Raw genomic sequence first — 15966 nt, 5'->3', positions numbered from 1 at the left:
TCGAGTTAGTCCCGCCTCAATCCTTTATCATCGAACAGTCTGATATCCTCCGGCGAAGCCCGCAAGGCGACCTCGGCGCCGACGTCGATCGGCACGGCCGAACGGTATTCCACCGTCAGCGGCTGGCCATCCGGCAGCTGGCAGTAGAGATATTGCGTCCCGCCGAGATATTCGGAGAAATCGACGGTGGCTCGCAAGGTGCCCGCGGTTTCGCCGGTTGCAAGGGTCAGATGCTCTGGGCGAATGCCGAGCGTCACCTTGGTACCTGTCGAAAGACCGTCGCCGGAGATCGGCGACTGTATCGTCTGTCCACCGGCCGCGATAAGGCCAACGCCGCGCCATTCGGCGTTCAGCAGGTTCATGCGCGGCGAGCCGATGAAACCAGCGACGAAGACATTTGCCGGCCTTTCGTAGACTTCGCGCGGCGTGCCGGTCTGCTCGACGCGGCCATCGCGCAGCACGACGATCTTGTCGGCCAGCGTCATCGCCTCGGTCTGATCATGCGTCACATAGATCATCGTGTTGCCGAGCTCGCGGTGCAGCCTGGCGATCTCGATGCGCATGGAGACACGCAGCTCTGCATCCAGGTTCGACAAGGGCTCGTCAAACAGGAAGACGTCGGGCTTGCGGACGATGGCCCGCCCGATCGCGACGCGCTGCCGCTGGCCGCCGGAAAGCTGGCCGGGGCGGCGGTCGAGAAGATGGTCGATCTTCAGGATCGCCGACGCCGCCTTGACGCGGGCATCTATCTCCGGAGTTTGTGTCCGCGCCATCTTCAGCCCGAAAGCGAGGTTATCGCGCACGCTCATATGCGGATAGAGCGCATAGGACTGAAAGACCATGGCGATGCCGCGGTCGGAGGGATCGAGATCGGTGACATTGCGTCCCTTGATTTCGATCTCGCCATCGGTGACATCTTCCAACCCGGCAATCATCCGTAGTAGCGTGGACTTGCCACAGCCGGACGGGCCGACGAAGACCACGAAGGATCCCTCCCCGATCGTCAGGTCGACGCCATGGATGACGTCGAGACTGCCGAAGCTCTTGCGAATGCCTGAGAGCACCACTCCTGTATCAGGCATCTTATTCACCACGGGCCTCGCCAGCGCGAACCCAGACCAGCATCTCACCCGGTTCGCGGTTATCCCACAGAGGATAAGGAACGAAGCGCGCCGTTGCGGGCTTCGCTGAAGGCGGTGATGTCCGGTAGAGATCTGCACCCCAGTCCGACGTGTCGCGGCTCACCGGCAGATCGAGCGCGACGGCGCCGCGCAATCCGGCGACTTCCGAGACCTTCGCCTTCGACGGATCGGCGGAAAGCGAAATGCCGTTCAGTCCTGCGCCGTTATCCGTCTCCTCGACGCAATAGACCAGCGGCCCACGCATCAGCGCGGTGCGTCCGGCATCCTGGCGCACGCGCGGATTGGCGAAGAGCTTTCGGGCTGCAAGCGGAATGACGAGATCCACCTTGTCGCCGCTCTTCCATTCCCGCTCGATGCGAGCATAACCGTCCACGACGACGGATTCGAGGGCGATGCTTTCTCCATTGACGGAAAGCGTCGAGCCATCAGCCCATTCCGGGATACGCAACGAGATGGCAAAGCGGGCAGGGCGGTCGAGATCGAGGTCGAAATGGATCGCGCCGTCCCATGGGTAACGCGTCGTCTGCGCCAACTCGACCTTGGCACCTGAGACCTCGAAGCGAGCCTTGCTTTCCCCATAGAGATGGACGGCAATCTCGTCTTCGGCGACCGCATACATGTAGGAGCCGACGGATGCCAGAAGCCGGGCAATGTTCGGCGGGCAGCAGGGGCAATGGTGCCAGATCCAGCGATGATGCTTGCCGGAGCTTTCCAGCGGGTTTTCGTAGAAGAAGGTCTTGCCGTCGAGCGACAGACCCGCCATCGCGCCGTTGTAGAGCGCCTGCTCCATGATATCGGCATAGCGGCGGTTGGGGCCGCGGCCGAGCATGCGGTTGGCCCAGAAGACGAGGCCGACGGAGGCGCAGGTCTCGGCATAGGCGCTCTCGTTCGGCAGGTCGTAATAGTCGGTGAAGCCTTCGTTGGAAGCCGCCGGGCCAATACCGCCGGTGACATACATCTGCTTGGTCGTCAGGTCGTCCCAGAGCGTCTCGAGCGCCGCGGTCAGCGTATCGTCGTTATACTCGGTGGCGATATCGGCCATGCCCGCATAGAGATACATGGCGCGTACGGCATGGCCGACGACCTTCTTCTGCTCGCGCACCGGCAGATGTGCCTGGCCATATTCATAGGTCTTCTGATGGAAATCGGCAGCACTGCGGCCATCGCGGGTCGCTTCCTCGGTGAAGAAATGCGGTTCAGTGCCGCGCTCGTCGATGAAGAACTTCGAGAGGTCGAGATATTTCTTCTCGCCGGTCACGCGGGCGAGCTTCACCAGCGCAAGCTCCACTTCCTCATGGCCGCAATAGCCGGGAAGTTTGCCGGGGCCATGGCCGAAGACAGTGATCAGGTAATCGGCATAGCGGCACATGATGTCGAGCAGCTTGCGCTTGCCTGTTGCCTGGTAGTAGGCGACGGCACCCTCGATCAGGTGCCCGGCGCAATAGAGTTCGTGATGGTCGCGCAGGTTCGTCCAGCGGCGGCCGGGCTGCACGCGCTGGAACCAGGCGTTCAGGTAGCCGTCCTTGTCCTGCAGCTTCTCGTACATGTCGATGATCTCGTCGACGCGGGCCTCAAGCTTCGGATTGGTGCGGCGGTAGAGCGAATAGGCCACTGTTTCGATCGACTTGCCGAGATCGCTGTCCCAGAACATCTGCGTCGAGCCGCCCCATGGGCCGATCGGGATGACGACGCCGGGGCTTGGCTGGTTGACGTCAATCGCCTGGATCAGCCCCGCCTCGACGCAGCGGTCGAGCAGCGTTTCGGCCGTCGAATCGCAGATCGCATCCTGGCGGTCGCCGAACAGGCCGGCGAGCTCGACGCTCGGCACGGGCAGGGGACGGAACTGGCGGTCTCTCTTCAGCTTGTTCATGGCTTCATCCATTTCGTTGAAAGATCATCATTTCACCGCGCCGGCCATCAGCCCGCGCATGTAGTAGCGTTGCAGAAGCAGGAAGACGATCAGACAGGGGATCGTCATGACGACGACACCGGCCTGGACCGCACCCCAGTTGATGGCGCCAAGGCGCCCGGCGCGCACCGCCGTCATCAGGACGGGCAGCGTGTATTTCTCGTTGCTGGAGAGCAGCACGAGAGCGGCAAGGAACTCGTTCCAGGCGTTCAGGAAGGCAAAGATCGCGACAGTCGCGACGCCCGGCAGGACGAGAGGCAGGAGCACGCGGATCAGCAGCTTCATATCGCGCGCACCATCGATCTGCGCCGCTTCCTCGATCTCCTTCGGCACGGCGTCGAAGGCATTGCGCATCATGAAGACCGAGAAGGGCAGCTGCAGCGTCACATAGACGAGCGTCAGCCCGAGCAGCGAGTTGTTGAGGCCGAGCTTTGCGAGGATGATGAAGAGCGGCGTCAGGATCGACTGGAACGGGATCATCAGCGTGGCGATGATCAACACGAAGAGCGCGTTCTTCAAGGGAAAGCGGTAGCGCGAGAAGCCATATCCGGCGAGCAGGCTGACGGCGACCGTCAGCACCACCGTTGCCAGCGACACGAACAACGAATTGATCATGTGCTGCCAGATACCGGCGCCGAACGTATCGAGCAGCGCATACGCATCGAAGCTGACGCCTGTCGTCGGCCATGGCGGCAAGGGCGGTAGGCTGGCTTCCGTGCCATGCCGGAAAGACGAGAGCAGGGCGATGACGAAGGGCGCCAGGAAGAACACCGAAATGGCGATGCCTGCGACATGATAGGCCGATTGCGAGCGGAAGCGCTTGCGGGCGCGGCGCTGACTGGAGGAAGTCATCAGCGTTCCTCCCCGACACGCAGCAGCCAGAGCTGGACGATGGAGATCGCCACCAGGATCGCCAGCAGCGCGATCGACAAAGCGGCGCCATAGCCGAGATTGAAGGACACGAAGGACTGGTTGAAGATGTAGTAGACCACCGAGATCATTTTGTTCTGAGGCCCGCCCGAGGTCATGATGTAGAACTGGTCGAAGGCGAGGATCGAGCCTGTAACCGAGACGATCAGCGCCAGCGCAATGGTCTTGCGCATCAGCGGCAGGGTGAGATGGCGGAAGCGCTGCCAGCGCCCGGCGCCGTCGATGCGGGCGGCTTCGGTGAGTTCCGTGGGAATGGCCTGCAGTCCGGTCAGCAGGATAATCATCGTGAAACCGGCAATCTTCCAGACGACCATGACGACGATGGTTGCAAAGGCGGTGTCGAAGCTCGCCATGATATTGGGGCTGCGCTCGACGAGACCGAGGGCGCCCAGCGCCGGGCCGAAGAAGCCGCTGTCGACATTGGCCAGCCACACCCAGAGCAGCGAGGCCGTGGCGAGACCGACGACCACGGGCAGGAAGATGATCGTTCTGTAGGTGCTGACGAAGCGCCGCTCCTTCTCGACAAAGATTGCCAGCGGAAAGGCAACGGCGAAAATCGCGATGGTGACGATGACGGTGTAATAGGCGGTGAAATTCAGCGCCGCCATGAAGCGGCTGTCATTGAACATGCGGGTATAATTGGCAAAGCCGATCCAGCGCTGCGCGCCCATCAGCGGCCAGTTGTGCAGGCTCATCCAGCCGGTAAACAGCACCGGCATCACGAAGAAGACGATGACCAGCGCCATGGCCGGCGCGATGTAGAAAAGTCCGCGCCATTGCGATCTGCGCCGCCGCTTGCGACCGGCGAGCTGGCGCTGGGGACCTGAAACGGTCATCGAAACGCTCCGCATCTTTCATTGCTGCATAAGGGATGGATCGGCCGGAGAGCTGCCACCGCTCCCCGGCCGCGGCCGGGAGAGACTTATTGGCCGCTGTCTATGATCGACTGCATTTCGGACTGGGCGTTCGAGAACGCACCATCGACATCGTCGCCGAAGATCGCTGCGTTGGTGAACGTTGCCCAGGGGCCGTTGGCGCTGTTGATCAGGTCGTTGAACTGCAGCGTGTAGGGCGTCTTGGCGACGGCGATCGCCTTCAGGCCGACTTCCATGCGCGGGTCGAGCCCGGCGAGGACCTCACTGGCGATATCGCCGCGGGTCGGCAGGCTGCCATACTTGGCCATCACTTTCTGGCCGTCCATCGAGTAGATATATTCGATGAACTCCTTCACCGCGTCGATCTTCTTCGTGCCCTTGGTGATGACGAAGTTGTCGCCACCGGCGAAGGATGACGGCTTGCCATCGACGCCGGGGATCAGCGTCACGCCGAAGTTGATATCCGGATGGCTGGTGACCAGCGTGCCGATGGCAAAGGCGCCCAGCGACTGCTGGCCGATCTTGCCGTTGGTGAAGCTCAGGAAGTTCGAGCCGTTATCGCTGGCAGCGCCTGCCGGAACTAGATCCTTCTTGACCATGTCACGGTAGAAGCCGACAGCCTTGCGCATCTGCGGCGTATCGAGCGTCGCAGTCTTGCCATCGGCCGACAGGATATCCGCACCACCGCCCCAGACGAGCGGCGTGAAGGTGAAGATCATGCAGCCGCCGCAACCGCCGCCCGAGAAATAGAAGCCATAGGTATCGTCACCGAGCTTGCGGATCTTCTCGGCATTTGCCTCGATTTCTTCCCAGGTCGCGGGCGCCTTTTCAGGGTCGAGCCCGGCCTTCTTGTAGAGGTCTTTGTTCCAGGCGAAGACCGAGGTCTCGACCGAAAGCGGCAGGCCGTAGATCTTGTCCTGATAGGTGCCGAGCCGGACATGCGACGGCGACAGCGAGTTGAAATAGGGCAGTTTCTTCGCCCAATCCGTCAGGTCCTCCAGCTGCCCTGCTGCGGCGAAGGCCGGCGTGTAGATCAGGTCCATCGACAGCGCATCGGGCGCCTGGCCGCCGGCGATTGCCGTCGCATATTTCTGCACCAACTCGCTGAACGGCACTTCGGTCGCGACGACCTGGTTTTCGTGGCTGGAATTATAGGCTTCGACGACCTTCTTGAAGGCGTCGCCGATACCTGAGCGAACCCACATTTCAATCTTTTCGGCAGCCGAGGCTGTCGATACGAGGCTAAGGGTGGCAAGGCTCGTTGCCACCAACAGACGCTTCATCATGGCACTCCTCCCAATAGGGCGCGTCTCCTTCGCGCCGTTTCTAAATCCCGAGGGCGTCGCCCCCGCATGTCTGCCGCACCACGAGGCGGCACGGCAATTTCCGGATGCCGGGCTCCACCGGCCGCCCTTCGGCAAGCGCCAGAACCGTCAATCCGGCCTGGCGCCCCAGTTCCCGCAGCTCCATGTCCACCGTTGTCAGCGGCGGACGGGTCTGGGCGGCGACAATCTCCCAATTGTCGAAGCCGACCACCGAAACATCCTGCGGCACCTTGATGCCGCGCTCGCGCAACGCGTCGATGACGCCGCGGGCAATCTGGTCGTTGCCGCAGAAGATGCCGTCGGGTCTTTCGCCCCCGGCACTCCAGAGCCTTGCGACCGCATCGTGCCCCCAGCTTTCCGACCAGACGCCGAACATCACGGGCCGCTCGCTGTCGGCAGCCTCGCGAAATGCGTTGGCCCGTTCGCGCACCGAGAAGAAATCCTCCGGCCCGGTGATATGCACGAGCCGCCGCCGCCCAAGCTTCGCCAGCCATTCCGCGGCAAGCTTTGCGCCATGTGCGTCGTCGGAACGGAAAGTGACGCTGTCAGGCGCCCCTTCGGTGAAGGCGTAGACGACAGGCACATGCAAATTCGACAGATCGACCGGCAACCGTCTATCCAGACGCTTTCCTGTCGCGATGATGCCGTCCACCTGCTTGTCGAGCATCGCATCGACATGGATCTGCGCGAGGGCCGGATCATCCTCGATGGCGCAGAGGAAGACCGAGACGCCATGATCGACCAGCGCCTCGGAAATCCCCGCCATGACAGGCAGGGTGAAACGGCCGTATGTGTCGTTGGTCAGAAGCCCGATCGTGAAGCTGCGCTTGCTGAGCAGACCGCGCGCCAGAGCATTCGGCCGGAAGCCGATCTCGGCTGCGATGCGCTTGACCCGCTCTCGGGTATCGATGCCCATGCGGCCCGTGTCGTTCAGCGCCTTCGATGCCGTCGAGATACTGACGCCGGCGGCCGCCGCCACGTCGTGAATGGTAATCCGCCCGCGCTTTCCTCCCGCGATATCCAGTGTCGTCCTCCCGCAGTTCGACGGTGAGAAAACCTTTTACCAAGTCGGCTGTCAAGTGAGAAAAGGTTTTCTCACAGCTGATAGCTGTCTTGCTTCGATCGCGGTTGTGAATAGCGGTGAGCGAGGATGGCTATCGCGCCCTCGATGGGAGAGGTGAAATACTGAAACGTCATTGGAAGCAGCGCTTCCATTCACGTGAGACTTGCAGAATGCTCGGGCGGTAGTAATATTTACCACCGATGTTGGAGAAACAGCCGATGGCCAATGTTGAAAAGATCAGTGTTTCCATGACGCCGCAGCAGGCCGATCTGCTTCGCGATGCAGTAAGCAGCGGCGCCTACGCGAGCAATAGCGAAGTGATCCGCGAGGCTCTGCGGGACTGGACCGCCAAATGGGAGAACCGCAAAGGCGACATCGAGCGCCTACGCCGCGCGTGGGAAGAAGGCAAGGCGAGCGGAGAGCCGGTTGCCGCTGATTTCGAGAGCATTCGAATGGAGGCGCGCAAAGCATTGGACACAGCGCGCAACAATGGCCGCTAAGCTACTCTGGCTACCGAAGGCTCTGACGGATGTGCACGACATCTACGTGCAAATCGGCCTCGACAATCCTGCCTCTGCCGAGCGCTTCTTCGATCGGTTTGAGCAAAAGGCACAGTTACTGGCAGGCCAGCCACGCATGGGAGTGCGCCGCCCTGAGATCAGCGCAACCACGCGAATGCTTGTCGAAGCGCCATTTGTAATTCTTTACGAGACCATTCCTGACGATGATGAGGCACCGATCGAAACCGTTCAGATCGTCCGTGTCATAGACGGTCGTCGCGATCTCGAAAATCTGCCGATTTGACCCAGGCAAGATCACACTAGCTCGCCGGCACCTGCTTGGCATCTCGCTTGTTTGGCTAATAAAGCATCGGTTTACGAAGTTTCGGCAGCGATCCTTAATATCTGAGGGGTACAGCATATCGGATGATGGTGCTGTGCGGGGATCCGTCGTCTGCGATGAGAGAGAGACTTTACTATGTGGATCGTCTGAGGGTTTTCGCCTTTGGCCTGCTGATCCTCTATCATTCCGCGGCCGCATTCTTCCCTGACATGGGCTGGCTGCTGCATAGCGAGAATACCAGTCGCGGCCTGTCGCTCATCATGGATTTTCCGCGCGCCTGGCGTCTTGCGCTGCTGTTCTTCATATCCGGCATGGGCGTCGCCTTTACTTTCAAGCCAGAGCACGGGCTGACATTCATTTACCGGCGCACCCTGCGCCTGCTCATCCCGCTGCTCTTTGCCATGGCTGTCATCGTCGTGCCGCAGGTCTGGTACGAGCGGATGTATGAGAACGGCTATACCGGTTTGTTCCTGGAATTCTGGCTGACGCGCTATTTCACCGAGGGAAAATATCCGACCGGCAATTTCACCTGGGCGCATATGTGGTTCGTCGCCTACCTGCTGGTGATGTCCGTCATCTGCTACCCGATCTTTCAGTATCTGCTGCGGCCGGGAAACCCGGTCTTTGCCTGGTTCGAGCGCACGGCCAGGACAGGCGCTATCTATCTTTTCTTCCTTCTGCCCCTTGGCCTCAACCTGGCGCTTTCGCCGATCTACCCGCGCGAGACCAACGCGCTCTATAATGACGGCGCCTGGTTTGCCGTCTGGGCCAGCTGGTTCGGCCTCGGCTTCCTGATTTCCCGCCATCACCGGGCGCTGATCGGTACGCTGATTGCGCGCCGCTATGTCAGCGGCGGGATCGCGCTGGCGACCACCATCTGGCTCTATCTGGCATCCTGGACGGTCGCGCCGGAACAAGCGATCGGCAGCTACGATATCAACGAGACGCTACTCTTCAAGACCAGCGTCTTCCTGCTTGCCTGGAGCATGATCCTCACCCTGATCGGATTTGCGGCGCGCTATCTCAATCAGCCGAGCGAACGTCTGGTGACGATGAACCGGCTGGTTTTCCCGCTCTATATCGTCCACCAGACGGTAACGGTCGGAGCGCTCTATTATATCCTGCCGCTCGATTTGCCGGCGATCCCGAGCTTTGCACTTGTCGCTGCGGCAACGGCTGTTATCTCGATTGCCTTTGCGTTTGCCGTCGATCAGTTGCCGAGCCCGTTGCGCCAATTGGTGGGGCTGACGGACAAGCCGCGGCCGGCGCGCGAAAACGACGCACTGGAGCGCTCGGCGCGGCGTGGATAATCGCCCTTCTGGCGGGTTCCGGCGCGGGGATGGCGTCAACGCGCTTGCCTAATATTTGCGGCAAATCCTATCCTGTGTGATATCGCCGAACCGCACGGATTGTACCATGACCGCTACGCGCCCGATGCCCGAAGAAAAGGGTATTCTTGAGTTCCTGGAGATCTGCGCCAGCGTCTATTCGGACGATGCGATATCGCAATCGATTGAGGCGCAACGGGCGCAATATGATGCGCTTTGCGCCCGCTTCAGCCCGCCGATTCCAGAGGGACTGACATTTGCCGACAGCATCATTCGGGGCGTCCCGACGCGGCGCTATCGGCCGGCGAAGGTGACGACACCGACGCTGCTTCTTTATCTGCATGGCGGCGGCTTCGTCGTTGGCTCGCTGGAAAGCCACCATGCCATTTGCGCCGAGATTATCGAGTTTACCGGCGCCGAACTCGTCGCTGTCGATTACCGGCTGGCGCCTGAGCACCTTTGGCCGGCACAGACCGACGATGGTTTCACGGTGCTTTCGGCGCTTGCAGAAAGCGGACAGCGGATCGTGCTGATCGGCGATAGTGCGGGCGGCAATCTGGCCGCGGGTCTGGCCGTTCGCGCAGCGCAGACGGGCATCTCCAGCATTGCAGGTCAGGTGCTGATCTATCCGGCTCTCGGCGGCGATCTTTCCAAGGGATCGTATATCGAGATGGCCGAGGCACCGGGGCTGACCACCACCGATGTCGCCTACTACCGCGAGGTTCTGCAGGCGCCGCAGGATGATCCCGTTGCCGCGCCGCTGAACAGCGCCTCGGTAAAGGGCCTGCCGCCCGCTTTCATCACTGCCGCTGCTTTCGATCCGGTACGCGATGACGCGCGGAACTATGCGGCACGGCTGGCAGAAGCCGGCGTCGAGGTCTGGTTCCGCGAAGAACCACAGATGGTGCATGCCTGGCTGCGCGCGCGCCACATGAGCGACGGAGCGCTAGCCGGATTTCGCGCCGTTTGCGAAGCAGTACGCCGCTTCGCTTGTGGCTGAGGCTCACATCAGGTCGCGCGGAATGCGCTTTTCCGCAAATACCTTCTCGAAGACCTGAACATCTCCTTCATAGGCGGTCACCACGGCGCTGATGACCCATTCGCTGGCGGTGCAGCCAATCTTTGCGGTCGAGACCGTCCGCACGAACCAGCCTAGGCGGCGCATGTCACAGGTCCAGGTGGATGTGCCGGCCATCGATAGCGGATCGCCCGGCGTGATCGACCAGGTTTCTTCGCGCAACTGCCGCGTCGAGAGCCCGGCATCCGGATGTTCGAAGAGGCCAGTATCCTCATGTATCCGGTAATCGGTGCGATTGGCCGAGAGATCGCGCAGAACCTGCCGCTTTGTCACCGATGGCGCGTGCTCGATATATTTCGGCAGCGGATCGGGATTTTCGGGCTCGGGAATGCTGATTTTCCTGTGATCGCCAAGCAAAGGCAGCCCCAAGCCAAGCGAAGCGATATCGATCTCGACACCGAGATCGTCGGGTGGCGGCAGGATCATCGGCCAATAGGCCGTCGAGATCGCCAAGCGGATGCGGTGGCCCTTGCGGAAGCGATAGCCGCAGGCATCCAGCTGCAGCCGGATGGACACCGTTTCACCCGGGACCAGCGGCTGCGGATCCGCATTGCTGTCCTTATGGGTGAGATTGATGACGCCGAAGGCGACGCGTGTTGCCGTTCCGTCGGGATGAACGTCGACGAGACGGGCGCAGAGATTGCCGGTCTTCGCCGGCGAGCGCAGGGACAGCGTCAGCACCGGGCGGCCGAGATAGTCGTGATCCGATCCGAGCGGCATCGTGTCGAAAATCAGCGAACCGGCATCGTCGGAGCGCTGATCCAGCGCCATTTCGGCGTCCGGTTTCAGCGTGAAGTATTCACCCGAAGACGTCCCAGTATCGAGTGGCGAGCGAAGATAGGCGCTATGTTCCGGGGCCTGCGGGATCGGCATGCCCTCGGTGAGCTTGCCGAACTGCTCGACATAGAAGCACTGCATTTCGGGTGCGGTCCAGACATCCTTCGCCACCCAGAACCCGGGATCGAAATCGCGCCGCGGGGCAGGGCGGATGGCGTCGAGAATGTAGGCGCGGGTCTGCGGCAGCTTGTCGATGCCGTTGTCCTCGCCGCGCAACCACTTGTTCCACCAGGCGATCGCCTCGCTGTGGAAATCCGTGCGTGGTTTTGGCCAGGCGAAATGTGGATATTTGTGCACCCAGGGGCCGACAAGCGCCTTGGCCTTTTCACCGAGGCCTTCGACTGCCATCAGCGGTGTGTTGCGATACCCGTCTGCCCATCCGGCAAGCACGAGGGCCGGGATTTCGACGTCCCCGAAATTCTCCGAGATCGAGCCATGCTGCCAGAATTCATCGCGGCGCTGGTGCGTCAGCCACTCTTCCATGAAAAACGGCTCGTGTTCGAGACGCTCCAGCCACATTTCTCTCCAGCGATCGCCGACCAATTCAGGGTCGGGCGAGCGGGACTGATAGCCGAGCATTGTCGCCGCCCAGGAAAGCTGCGCCGAGAGATGGCAGCCGTTCTTGTAGTGGATGTCGTCATTGTAGCGATCGACCGTCGAGGCGATCGAGATAACCGCCTTCAGCGCCGGCGGGCGAAGGGCTGCGACTTGGAGGCTGTTGAACCCGCCCCAGGAGATGCCCATCATGCCGACCGAGCCGTTCGACCATGGTTGCGCGGCGATCCAGGCGATCAGCTCGCAGGCATTGGCCAGTTCGAGCTCGGTATATTCGCCATCGATAACGCCATCGGATTCGCCGGACCCGCGGATATCGACGCGCACGCCGGCGATGCCTGCGGCGGCAAAGACCGGATAGGTCGACTCGTCGCGCAGGCAGGTTCCGTCGCGTTTGCGGTAGGGCAGGAATTCGAAGACAGCGGGAACCGGATCGCTCTCGGCGCCATCAGGCATCCAGATGCGGGCGGCAAGCCGGGTGCCGTCGTCAAGCGTGATCCATTGATTTTCGATGGTGGTGAAGCCGCGGTCGGTCATGCCTTTTCCTCGATGCACTTTTGCAAGACGAGGCGGCTTGCGCCGCCCCGCGCCTATTCAGTTGCCCGCACTTTCCATCCGCCGCGTGGCAAGAACCCGCTCCAGCCAGCCGATCTCCATCTCCGGCACGGATTTGAGCAGCAGGTCGGTATAGTCGTCGAAGGGCGGCGAGAGCGCCTTCGATTTCGGCCCGAATCTGACAAGCTTGCCACGATGCATCACCGCCACGCTATCGGCGATCGCCCGGACGATGGCGATATCGTGGGTGATGAAGATATAGGAGAGCTGCTCCTCCTCCTGCAGCCGCAGCAGCAGCTTCAGGATCCCCTCCGCCACCAGCGGGTCGAGCGCCGAGGTCGGTTCGTCGCAGAGAATGAGCTCGGGCTTCGCCGCCAGCGCCCGGGCGATCGCCACACGTTGCTTCTGCCCGCCGGAGAGTTCCGCCGGATAACGGTCGATGAAGCCGTTGCCCATTTCGATCTGGTCGAGCAGCTCCTTCACCCGCGCCGTCTTCTTGGCGCCGCGCAGCCCATAGTAGAAGGTGAGGGGACGGCCGATGATATCACGAACGGTCTGGCGCGGGTTCATTGCTGTGTCGGCCATCTGATAGATCAGCTGGATGCGACGGAGATCGTCATTCGAGCGCTTCTTCAGATCCGGCGTCAGCGGCTTGCCGTCGAAGATCACGCGGCCCTGGTTCGGCGGCAGCAGGCCGGTGATGACGCGCGCGAGCGTCGATTTTCCGGAACCGGATTCGCCGACGACCGCCAGTGTCTGGCCCTTCGGCACGTGTAGAGAAACGTCGTGCAGCACCTTGAAGCCGTTGGAATATTCGGCGCTGACATTCTCGACCTTCAGGAGTGTCCCCGATTGATCCGGCGCCTCCGCGCGCGCGGCCTGCCGGACATTGACCAGCGCCCGCGTATAGTCCTGCTGCGGTTGCTCGATGATCTGCTGCACGCTGCCATATTCCACCGTCTTGCCGTGCCGGAGAACCATGATGTCATCGGAGATCTGCGCAACGACGGCGAGGTCGTGGGTGATGTAGAGGGCCGCCGTATGCGTCTCCTCGATCGCATGCTTGATGGCGGCGAGCACGTCAATCTGCGTTGTGACGTCGAGCGCCGTGGTCGGTTCGTCGAAAACGATCAGCGACGGGTTGGAGCAAAGCGCCATGGCGGTCATGGCGCGCTGCAGCTGGCCACCGGAGACCTGATGCGGGAAGCGGTCGCCGAAGGTTTCCGGGTTCGGCAGACCAAGCACCTGGAAGAGATAAAGCGCCCGCTTGCGTGCCTCGTCCTTGGTCATCAACCCGTGCTTGACCGAAGCCTCGATCACCTGGTCACCGAGCTTGTGCGCCGGGTTGAAGGCGGCGGCCGCCGACTGCGCCACGTAGCAGACACGGGCGCCGCGGATCTGCCTTATGCCGCCCTTGCCGAGCGGCAGGATGTCCTTGCCCTCGAGCAGCACCTCGCCGCCGGTGATCTCGGCGCCGCCGCGGCCATAGGCGAGCGCCGACAGACCGATGGTCGATTTGCCGGCGCCGGATTCGCCGATCAGGCCGAGCACCTTGCCCTTTTGCAGGTCGAAGGAAACGCCATCGACGATCGTCACCCGTTTCGGCGGCTCGCCGGGCGGATAGCTGGTGGCCTCGATCTTCAGATTGCGAACGGAAAGAAGCTCAGGCATCGCCGCGCCCTCCCTTGAGGCTGGATGTGCGTTTCAAAAGCCAGTCGACGACGAGATTGACGCAGACGGCAAGAGCAGCGATCGCCGTTCCCGGAACGAGTGCTGCCGAAATGCCGAAGATGATGCCGTCCTTGTTGTCCTTCACCATGCCACCCCAGTCTGCTGCTGGCGGCTGGATGCCGAGGCCGAGGAAGGAGAGGGTGGAGAGAAACAGGATCGAGAAGGCGAAGCGCAGGCCGAATTCGGCCAAAAGCGGGGTCAGCGTATTCGGCAGGATTTCCCGGAAGATGATCCAGGCCTTGCCCTCGCCACGCAGCTTTGCGGCCTCGACGAATTCCATGACGGCCACATCGAGCGCCACGGCGCGGCCGAGGCGGTAGACGCGGGTGGAATCGAGGACCGCCATGACGAGGATCAGGATGATGATGTTCTGCGGCAGGACCGCCAGAACGACGAGCGCGAAGATCAGCGTAGGGATCGACATCATCAGGTCGTTGAAACGCGAGAACACGGTATCGATAATGCCGCGTGACACAGCTGCCGTGAAGCTCAGCAGGATGCCGAGCGAAAATGAGATCAGCGTTGCGCCGAGCGCCACGAAGAGCGTGGTGCGGGCGCCGTAGATCAGCCGCGAAAGAATATCGCGGCCGAGATTGTCGAGGCCGAAGAAATACTGGCTGTCGGCCATCTGCCAGACATTGCCGACCACTTCGGTCTCGCCATAAGGGGCAATCCAGGGGGCAAAGATCGCGAAGATGAAGGCGATGACGATACCGGTCATGCCGACCCAAGCGGTGATGGGGATATCTCTCAATCTCATCGCGGGTGCCTCAATCTTGGATTGGCGACGATGGCCAGGATGTCGGCGATCATGTTGAGGAAGATGTAGACGGCGGCGAAGATCAGACCGCAGGCCTGCACCACGGGCATGTCGCGCACCGTCACCGCATCCACCATGTACTGGCCCATGCCGGGATAGACGAAGACCACCTCGACCACGACGACGCCGACCACGAGATAGGCGAGGTTGAGCGCCACGACATTGATGATCGGGGCCAGCGCGTTGGGCGCCGCATGCTTGACGATGGAGCGGAAGGCGCTGAGGCCCTTGAGTTCCGCCGTCTCCATATAGGCCGACGACATGACCGAAAGGATCGCCGCCCGCGTCATACGCATCATGTGGGCGAGGACGACGAGAACCAGTGTTGCCGTCGGCAGTGCGATCGCCTGCAGCCGCTCGGCAAAGCCCATGCTGTCATAGACGGTTGCCGGAAAGGTCGCGACGCCGAGTTTGACGGCGAAGACGAGGATAAGCAGGTATCCGATGAAGAATTCCGGCAGCGAGATCGCCGCCAGCGAAATCACGTTGATGATCTTGTCGGGCAGCCGGTTTCGGAAATGCACAGAGAACATGCCGAGCGCCACGGCCAGCGGCACAGAGATCAATGCGGCAAAACCGGCAAGAAACAGCGAGTTCCCGAGACGTTTGCCGATCTGCTCGCTGACCGAGTTCTTGCTGGCCCAGGACGTACCGAAGTCACCCTGAACGGCATTGCCGAGCCATTCGAAATAACGCGTCGTCACCGGCCGGTCGAGGCCGAGATCCTGGCGGATATTGGCGACCGCCTGCGGCGTTGCCGACTGGCCGAGATAGGTGGTGGCGAAATCGCCGGGCAGGGCTTCCAGCCCGCCGAAGATCAGAACCGACACCGCAAGCAGCAGGATGAGCGAGAGCACGAAGCGCTCGATGATGAGGGCAAGCAGCGGAAAACGCTGCCTGAACCTCAGGCCCGGCAGTGGACTGCCGGTCGATGGACTGGACATGGCGAAAGCCTCGCGCTGAAACGTCAGGGGG

Annotated in this window: 14 protein-coding genes; 4 read left to right on the top strand and 10 right to left on the bottom strand. The window is 61.7% G+C overall.

Annotated elements, in window-relative coordinates:
* Positions 1-5 precede the first annotated feature (5 nt).
* From AC1DIJ_RS25535 to AC1DIJ_RS25510, 6 genes are all read right to left on the bottom strand, one after another.
* On the bottom strand, positions 6-1082 hold the full coding sequence (locus AC1DIJ_RS25535) for an ABC transporter ATP-binding protein (protein ID WP_477831663.1): 1077 nt from the start codon (positions 1080-1082) through the stop codon (positions 6-8).
* Between the two features lies 1 nt (position 1083).
* Positions 1084-3012: a glycoside hydrolase family 127 protein gene (locus tag AC1DIJ_RS25530; protein WP_112388986.1), complete on the bottom strand. Its 1929-nt coding sequence runs from the start codon at positions 3010-3012 to the stop codon at positions 1084-1086.
* Between the two features lie 27 nt (positions 3013-3039).
* The gene (locus tag AC1DIJ_RS25525) at positions 3040-3903 is read right to left on the bottom strand and encodes a carbohydrate ABC transporter permease (RefSeq protein ID WP_112388212.1); all 864 of its coding nucleotides are present in this window, start codon (positions 3901-3903) and stop codon (positions 3040-3042) included.
* A complete protein-coding gene (locus tag AC1DIJ_RS25520; RefSeq protein ID WP_112388211.1) occupies positions 3903-4817 on the bottom strand; it encodes a carbohydrate ABC transporter permease in 915 nt (304 codons plus the stop codon). The genes AC1DIJ_RS25525 and AC1DIJ_RS25520 overlap by 1 nt, the downstream gene beginning before the upstream one ends.
* A gap of 86 nt (positions 4818-4903) precedes the next feature.
* Positions 4904-6142, bottom strand: a complete 1239-nt coding sequence (locus tag AC1DIJ_RS25515; protein ID WP_112388210.1) for an ABC transporter substrate-binding protein — start codon at positions 6140-6142, stop codon at positions 4904-4906.
* Between the two features lie 40 nt (positions 6143-6182).
* A complete protein-coding gene (locus AC1DIJ_RS25510; RefSeq protein WP_310291197.1) occupies positions 6183-7160 on the bottom strand; it encodes a LacI family DNA-binding transcriptional regulator in 978 nt (325 codons plus the stop codon).
* 302 nt (positions 7161-7462) lie between these two features.
* Here AC1DIJ_RS25510 and AC1DIJ_RS25505 point away from each other — a divergent pair, with 302 nt between their 5' ends.
* The 4 genes from AC1DIJ_RS25505 to AC1DIJ_RS25490 all read left to right on the top strand — a co-directional run bounded on the left by AC1DIJ_RS25505 (position 7463) and on the right by AC1DIJ_RS25490 (position 10415).
* Positions 7463-7744, top strand: a complete 282-nt coding sequence (locus AC1DIJ_RS25505; protein WP_112388208.1) for a type II toxin-antitoxin system ParD family antitoxin — start codon at positions 7463-7465, stop codon at positions 7742-7744.
* A complete protein-coding gene (locus AC1DIJ_RS25500; RefSeq protein WP_112388207.1) occupies positions 7734-8048 on the top strand; it encodes a type II toxin-antitoxin system RelE/ParE family toxin in 315 nt (104 codons plus the stop codon). Before AC1DIJ_RS25505 ends, AC1DIJ_RS25500 begins: the two co-directional genes overlap by 11 nt.
* Before the next feature lie 155 nt (positions 8049-8203).
* Entirely contained in the window at positions 8204-9397 is a 1194-nt protein-coding gene (locus AC1DIJ_RS25495; protein WP_112388985.1) for an acyltransferase family protein, read from the top strand.
* Between the two features lie 106 nt (positions 9398-9503).
* Positions 9504-10415: an alpha/beta hydrolase gene (locus tag AC1DIJ_RS25490; RefSeq protein WP_112388206.1), complete on the top strand. Its 912-nt coding sequence runs from the start codon at positions 9504-9506 to the stop codon at positions 10413-10415.
* 3 nt (positions 10416-10418) lie between these two features.
* Here the strand turns inward: AC1DIJ_RS25490 and AC1DIJ_RS25485 are convergent, their stop codons facing one another.
* From AC1DIJ_RS25485 to AC1DIJ_RS25470, 4 genes are read right to left on the bottom strand one after another with little or no spacing between them, the layout of a single operon-like run.
* Positions 10419-12422, bottom strand: a complete 2004-nt coding sequence (locus AC1DIJ_RS25485; RefSeq protein WP_112388205.1) for a CocE/NonD family hydrolase — start codon at positions 12420-12422, stop codon at positions 10419-10421.
* Between the two features lie 57 nt (positions 12423-12479).
* Positions 12480-14111, bottom strand: a complete 1632-nt coding sequence (locus AC1DIJ_RS25480) for an ABC transporter ATP-binding protein (protein WP_112388204.1) — start codon at positions 14109-14111, stop codon at positions 12480-12482.
* Positions 14104-14931 (bottom strand): ABC transporter permease, encoded by an 828-nt coding sequence (locus AC1DIJ_RS25475; protein ID WP_112388203.1) that lies wholly within the window; start codon positions 14929-14931, stop codon positions 14104-14106. The genes AC1DIJ_RS25480 and AC1DIJ_RS25475 overlap by 8 nt, the downstream gene beginning before the upstream one ends.
* Positions 14928-15935 (bottom strand): ABC transporter permease, encoded by a 1008-nt coding sequence (locus AC1DIJ_RS25470; RefSeq protein WP_112388984.1) that lies wholly within the window; start codon positions 15933-15935, stop codon positions 14928-14930. The genes AC1DIJ_RS25475 and AC1DIJ_RS25470 overlap by 4 nt, the downstream gene beginning before the upstream one ends.
* Between the last annotated feature and the right edge of the window lie 31 nt (positions 15936-15966).

The organism is Rhizobium sp. 10N427 (assembly GCF_056394605.1).
Note: the sequence above shows the minus strand (reverse complement) of the source record. Positions and strands in the feature narration are given on the sequence as shown.

Coding starts and splice junctions, on each gene's coding strand:
- AC1DIJ_RS25480 (WP_112388204.1), bottom strand. CDS start 14,111: ATGCCTGAGCTTCTTTCCGTTCGCAATCTGAAGATCGAGGCCACCAGC.
- AC1DIJ_RS25520 (WP_112388211.1), bottom strand. CDS start 4,817: ATGACCGTTTCAGGTCCCCAGCGCCAGCTCGCCGGTCGCAAGCGGCGG.
- AC1DIJ_RS25515 (WP_112388210.1), bottom strand. CDS start 6,142: ATGATGAAGCGTCTGTTGGTGGCAACGAGCCTTGCCACCCTTAGCCTC.
- AC1DIJ_RS25490 (WP_112388206.1), top strand. CDS start 9,504: ATGACCGCTACGCGCCCGATGCCCGAAGAAAAGGGTATTCTTGAGTTC.
- AC1DIJ_RS25495 (WP_112388985.1), top strand. CDS start 8,204: ATGAGAGAGAGACTTTACTATGTGGATCGTCTGAGGGTTTTCGCCTTT.
- AC1DIJ_RS25535 (WP_477831663.1), bottom strand. CDS start 1,082: ATGCCTGATACAGGAGTGGTGCTCTCAGGCATTCGCAAGAGCTTCGGC.
- AC1DIJ_RS25525 (WP_112388212.1), bottom strand. CDS start 3,903: ATGACTTCCTCCAGTCAGCGCCGCGCCCGCAAGCGCTTCCGCTCGCAA.
- AC1DIJ_RS25485 (WP_112388205.1), bottom strand. CDS start 12,422: ATGACCGACCGCGGCTTCACCACCATCGAAAATCAATGGATCACGCTT.
- AC1DIJ_RS25470 (WP_112388984.1), bottom strand. CDS start 15,935: ATGTCCAGTCCATCGACCGGCAGTCCACTGCCGGGCCTGAGGTTCAGG.
- AC1DIJ_RS25530 (WP_112388986.1), bottom strand. CDS start 3,012: ATGAACAAGCTGAAGAGAGACCGCCAGTTCCGTCCCCTGCCCGTGCCG.
- AC1DIJ_RS25505 (WP_112388208.1), top strand. CDS start 7,463: ATGGCCAATGTTGAAAAGATCAGTGTTTCCATGACGCCGCAGCAGGCC.
- AC1DIJ_RS25475 (WP_112388203.1), bottom strand. CDS start 14,931: ATGAGATTGAGAGATATCCCCATCACCGCTTGGGTCGGCATGACCGGT.
- AC1DIJ_RS25500 (WP_112388207.1), top strand. CDS start 7,734: ATGGCCGCTAAGCTACTCTGGCTACCGAAGGCTCTGACGGATGTGCAC.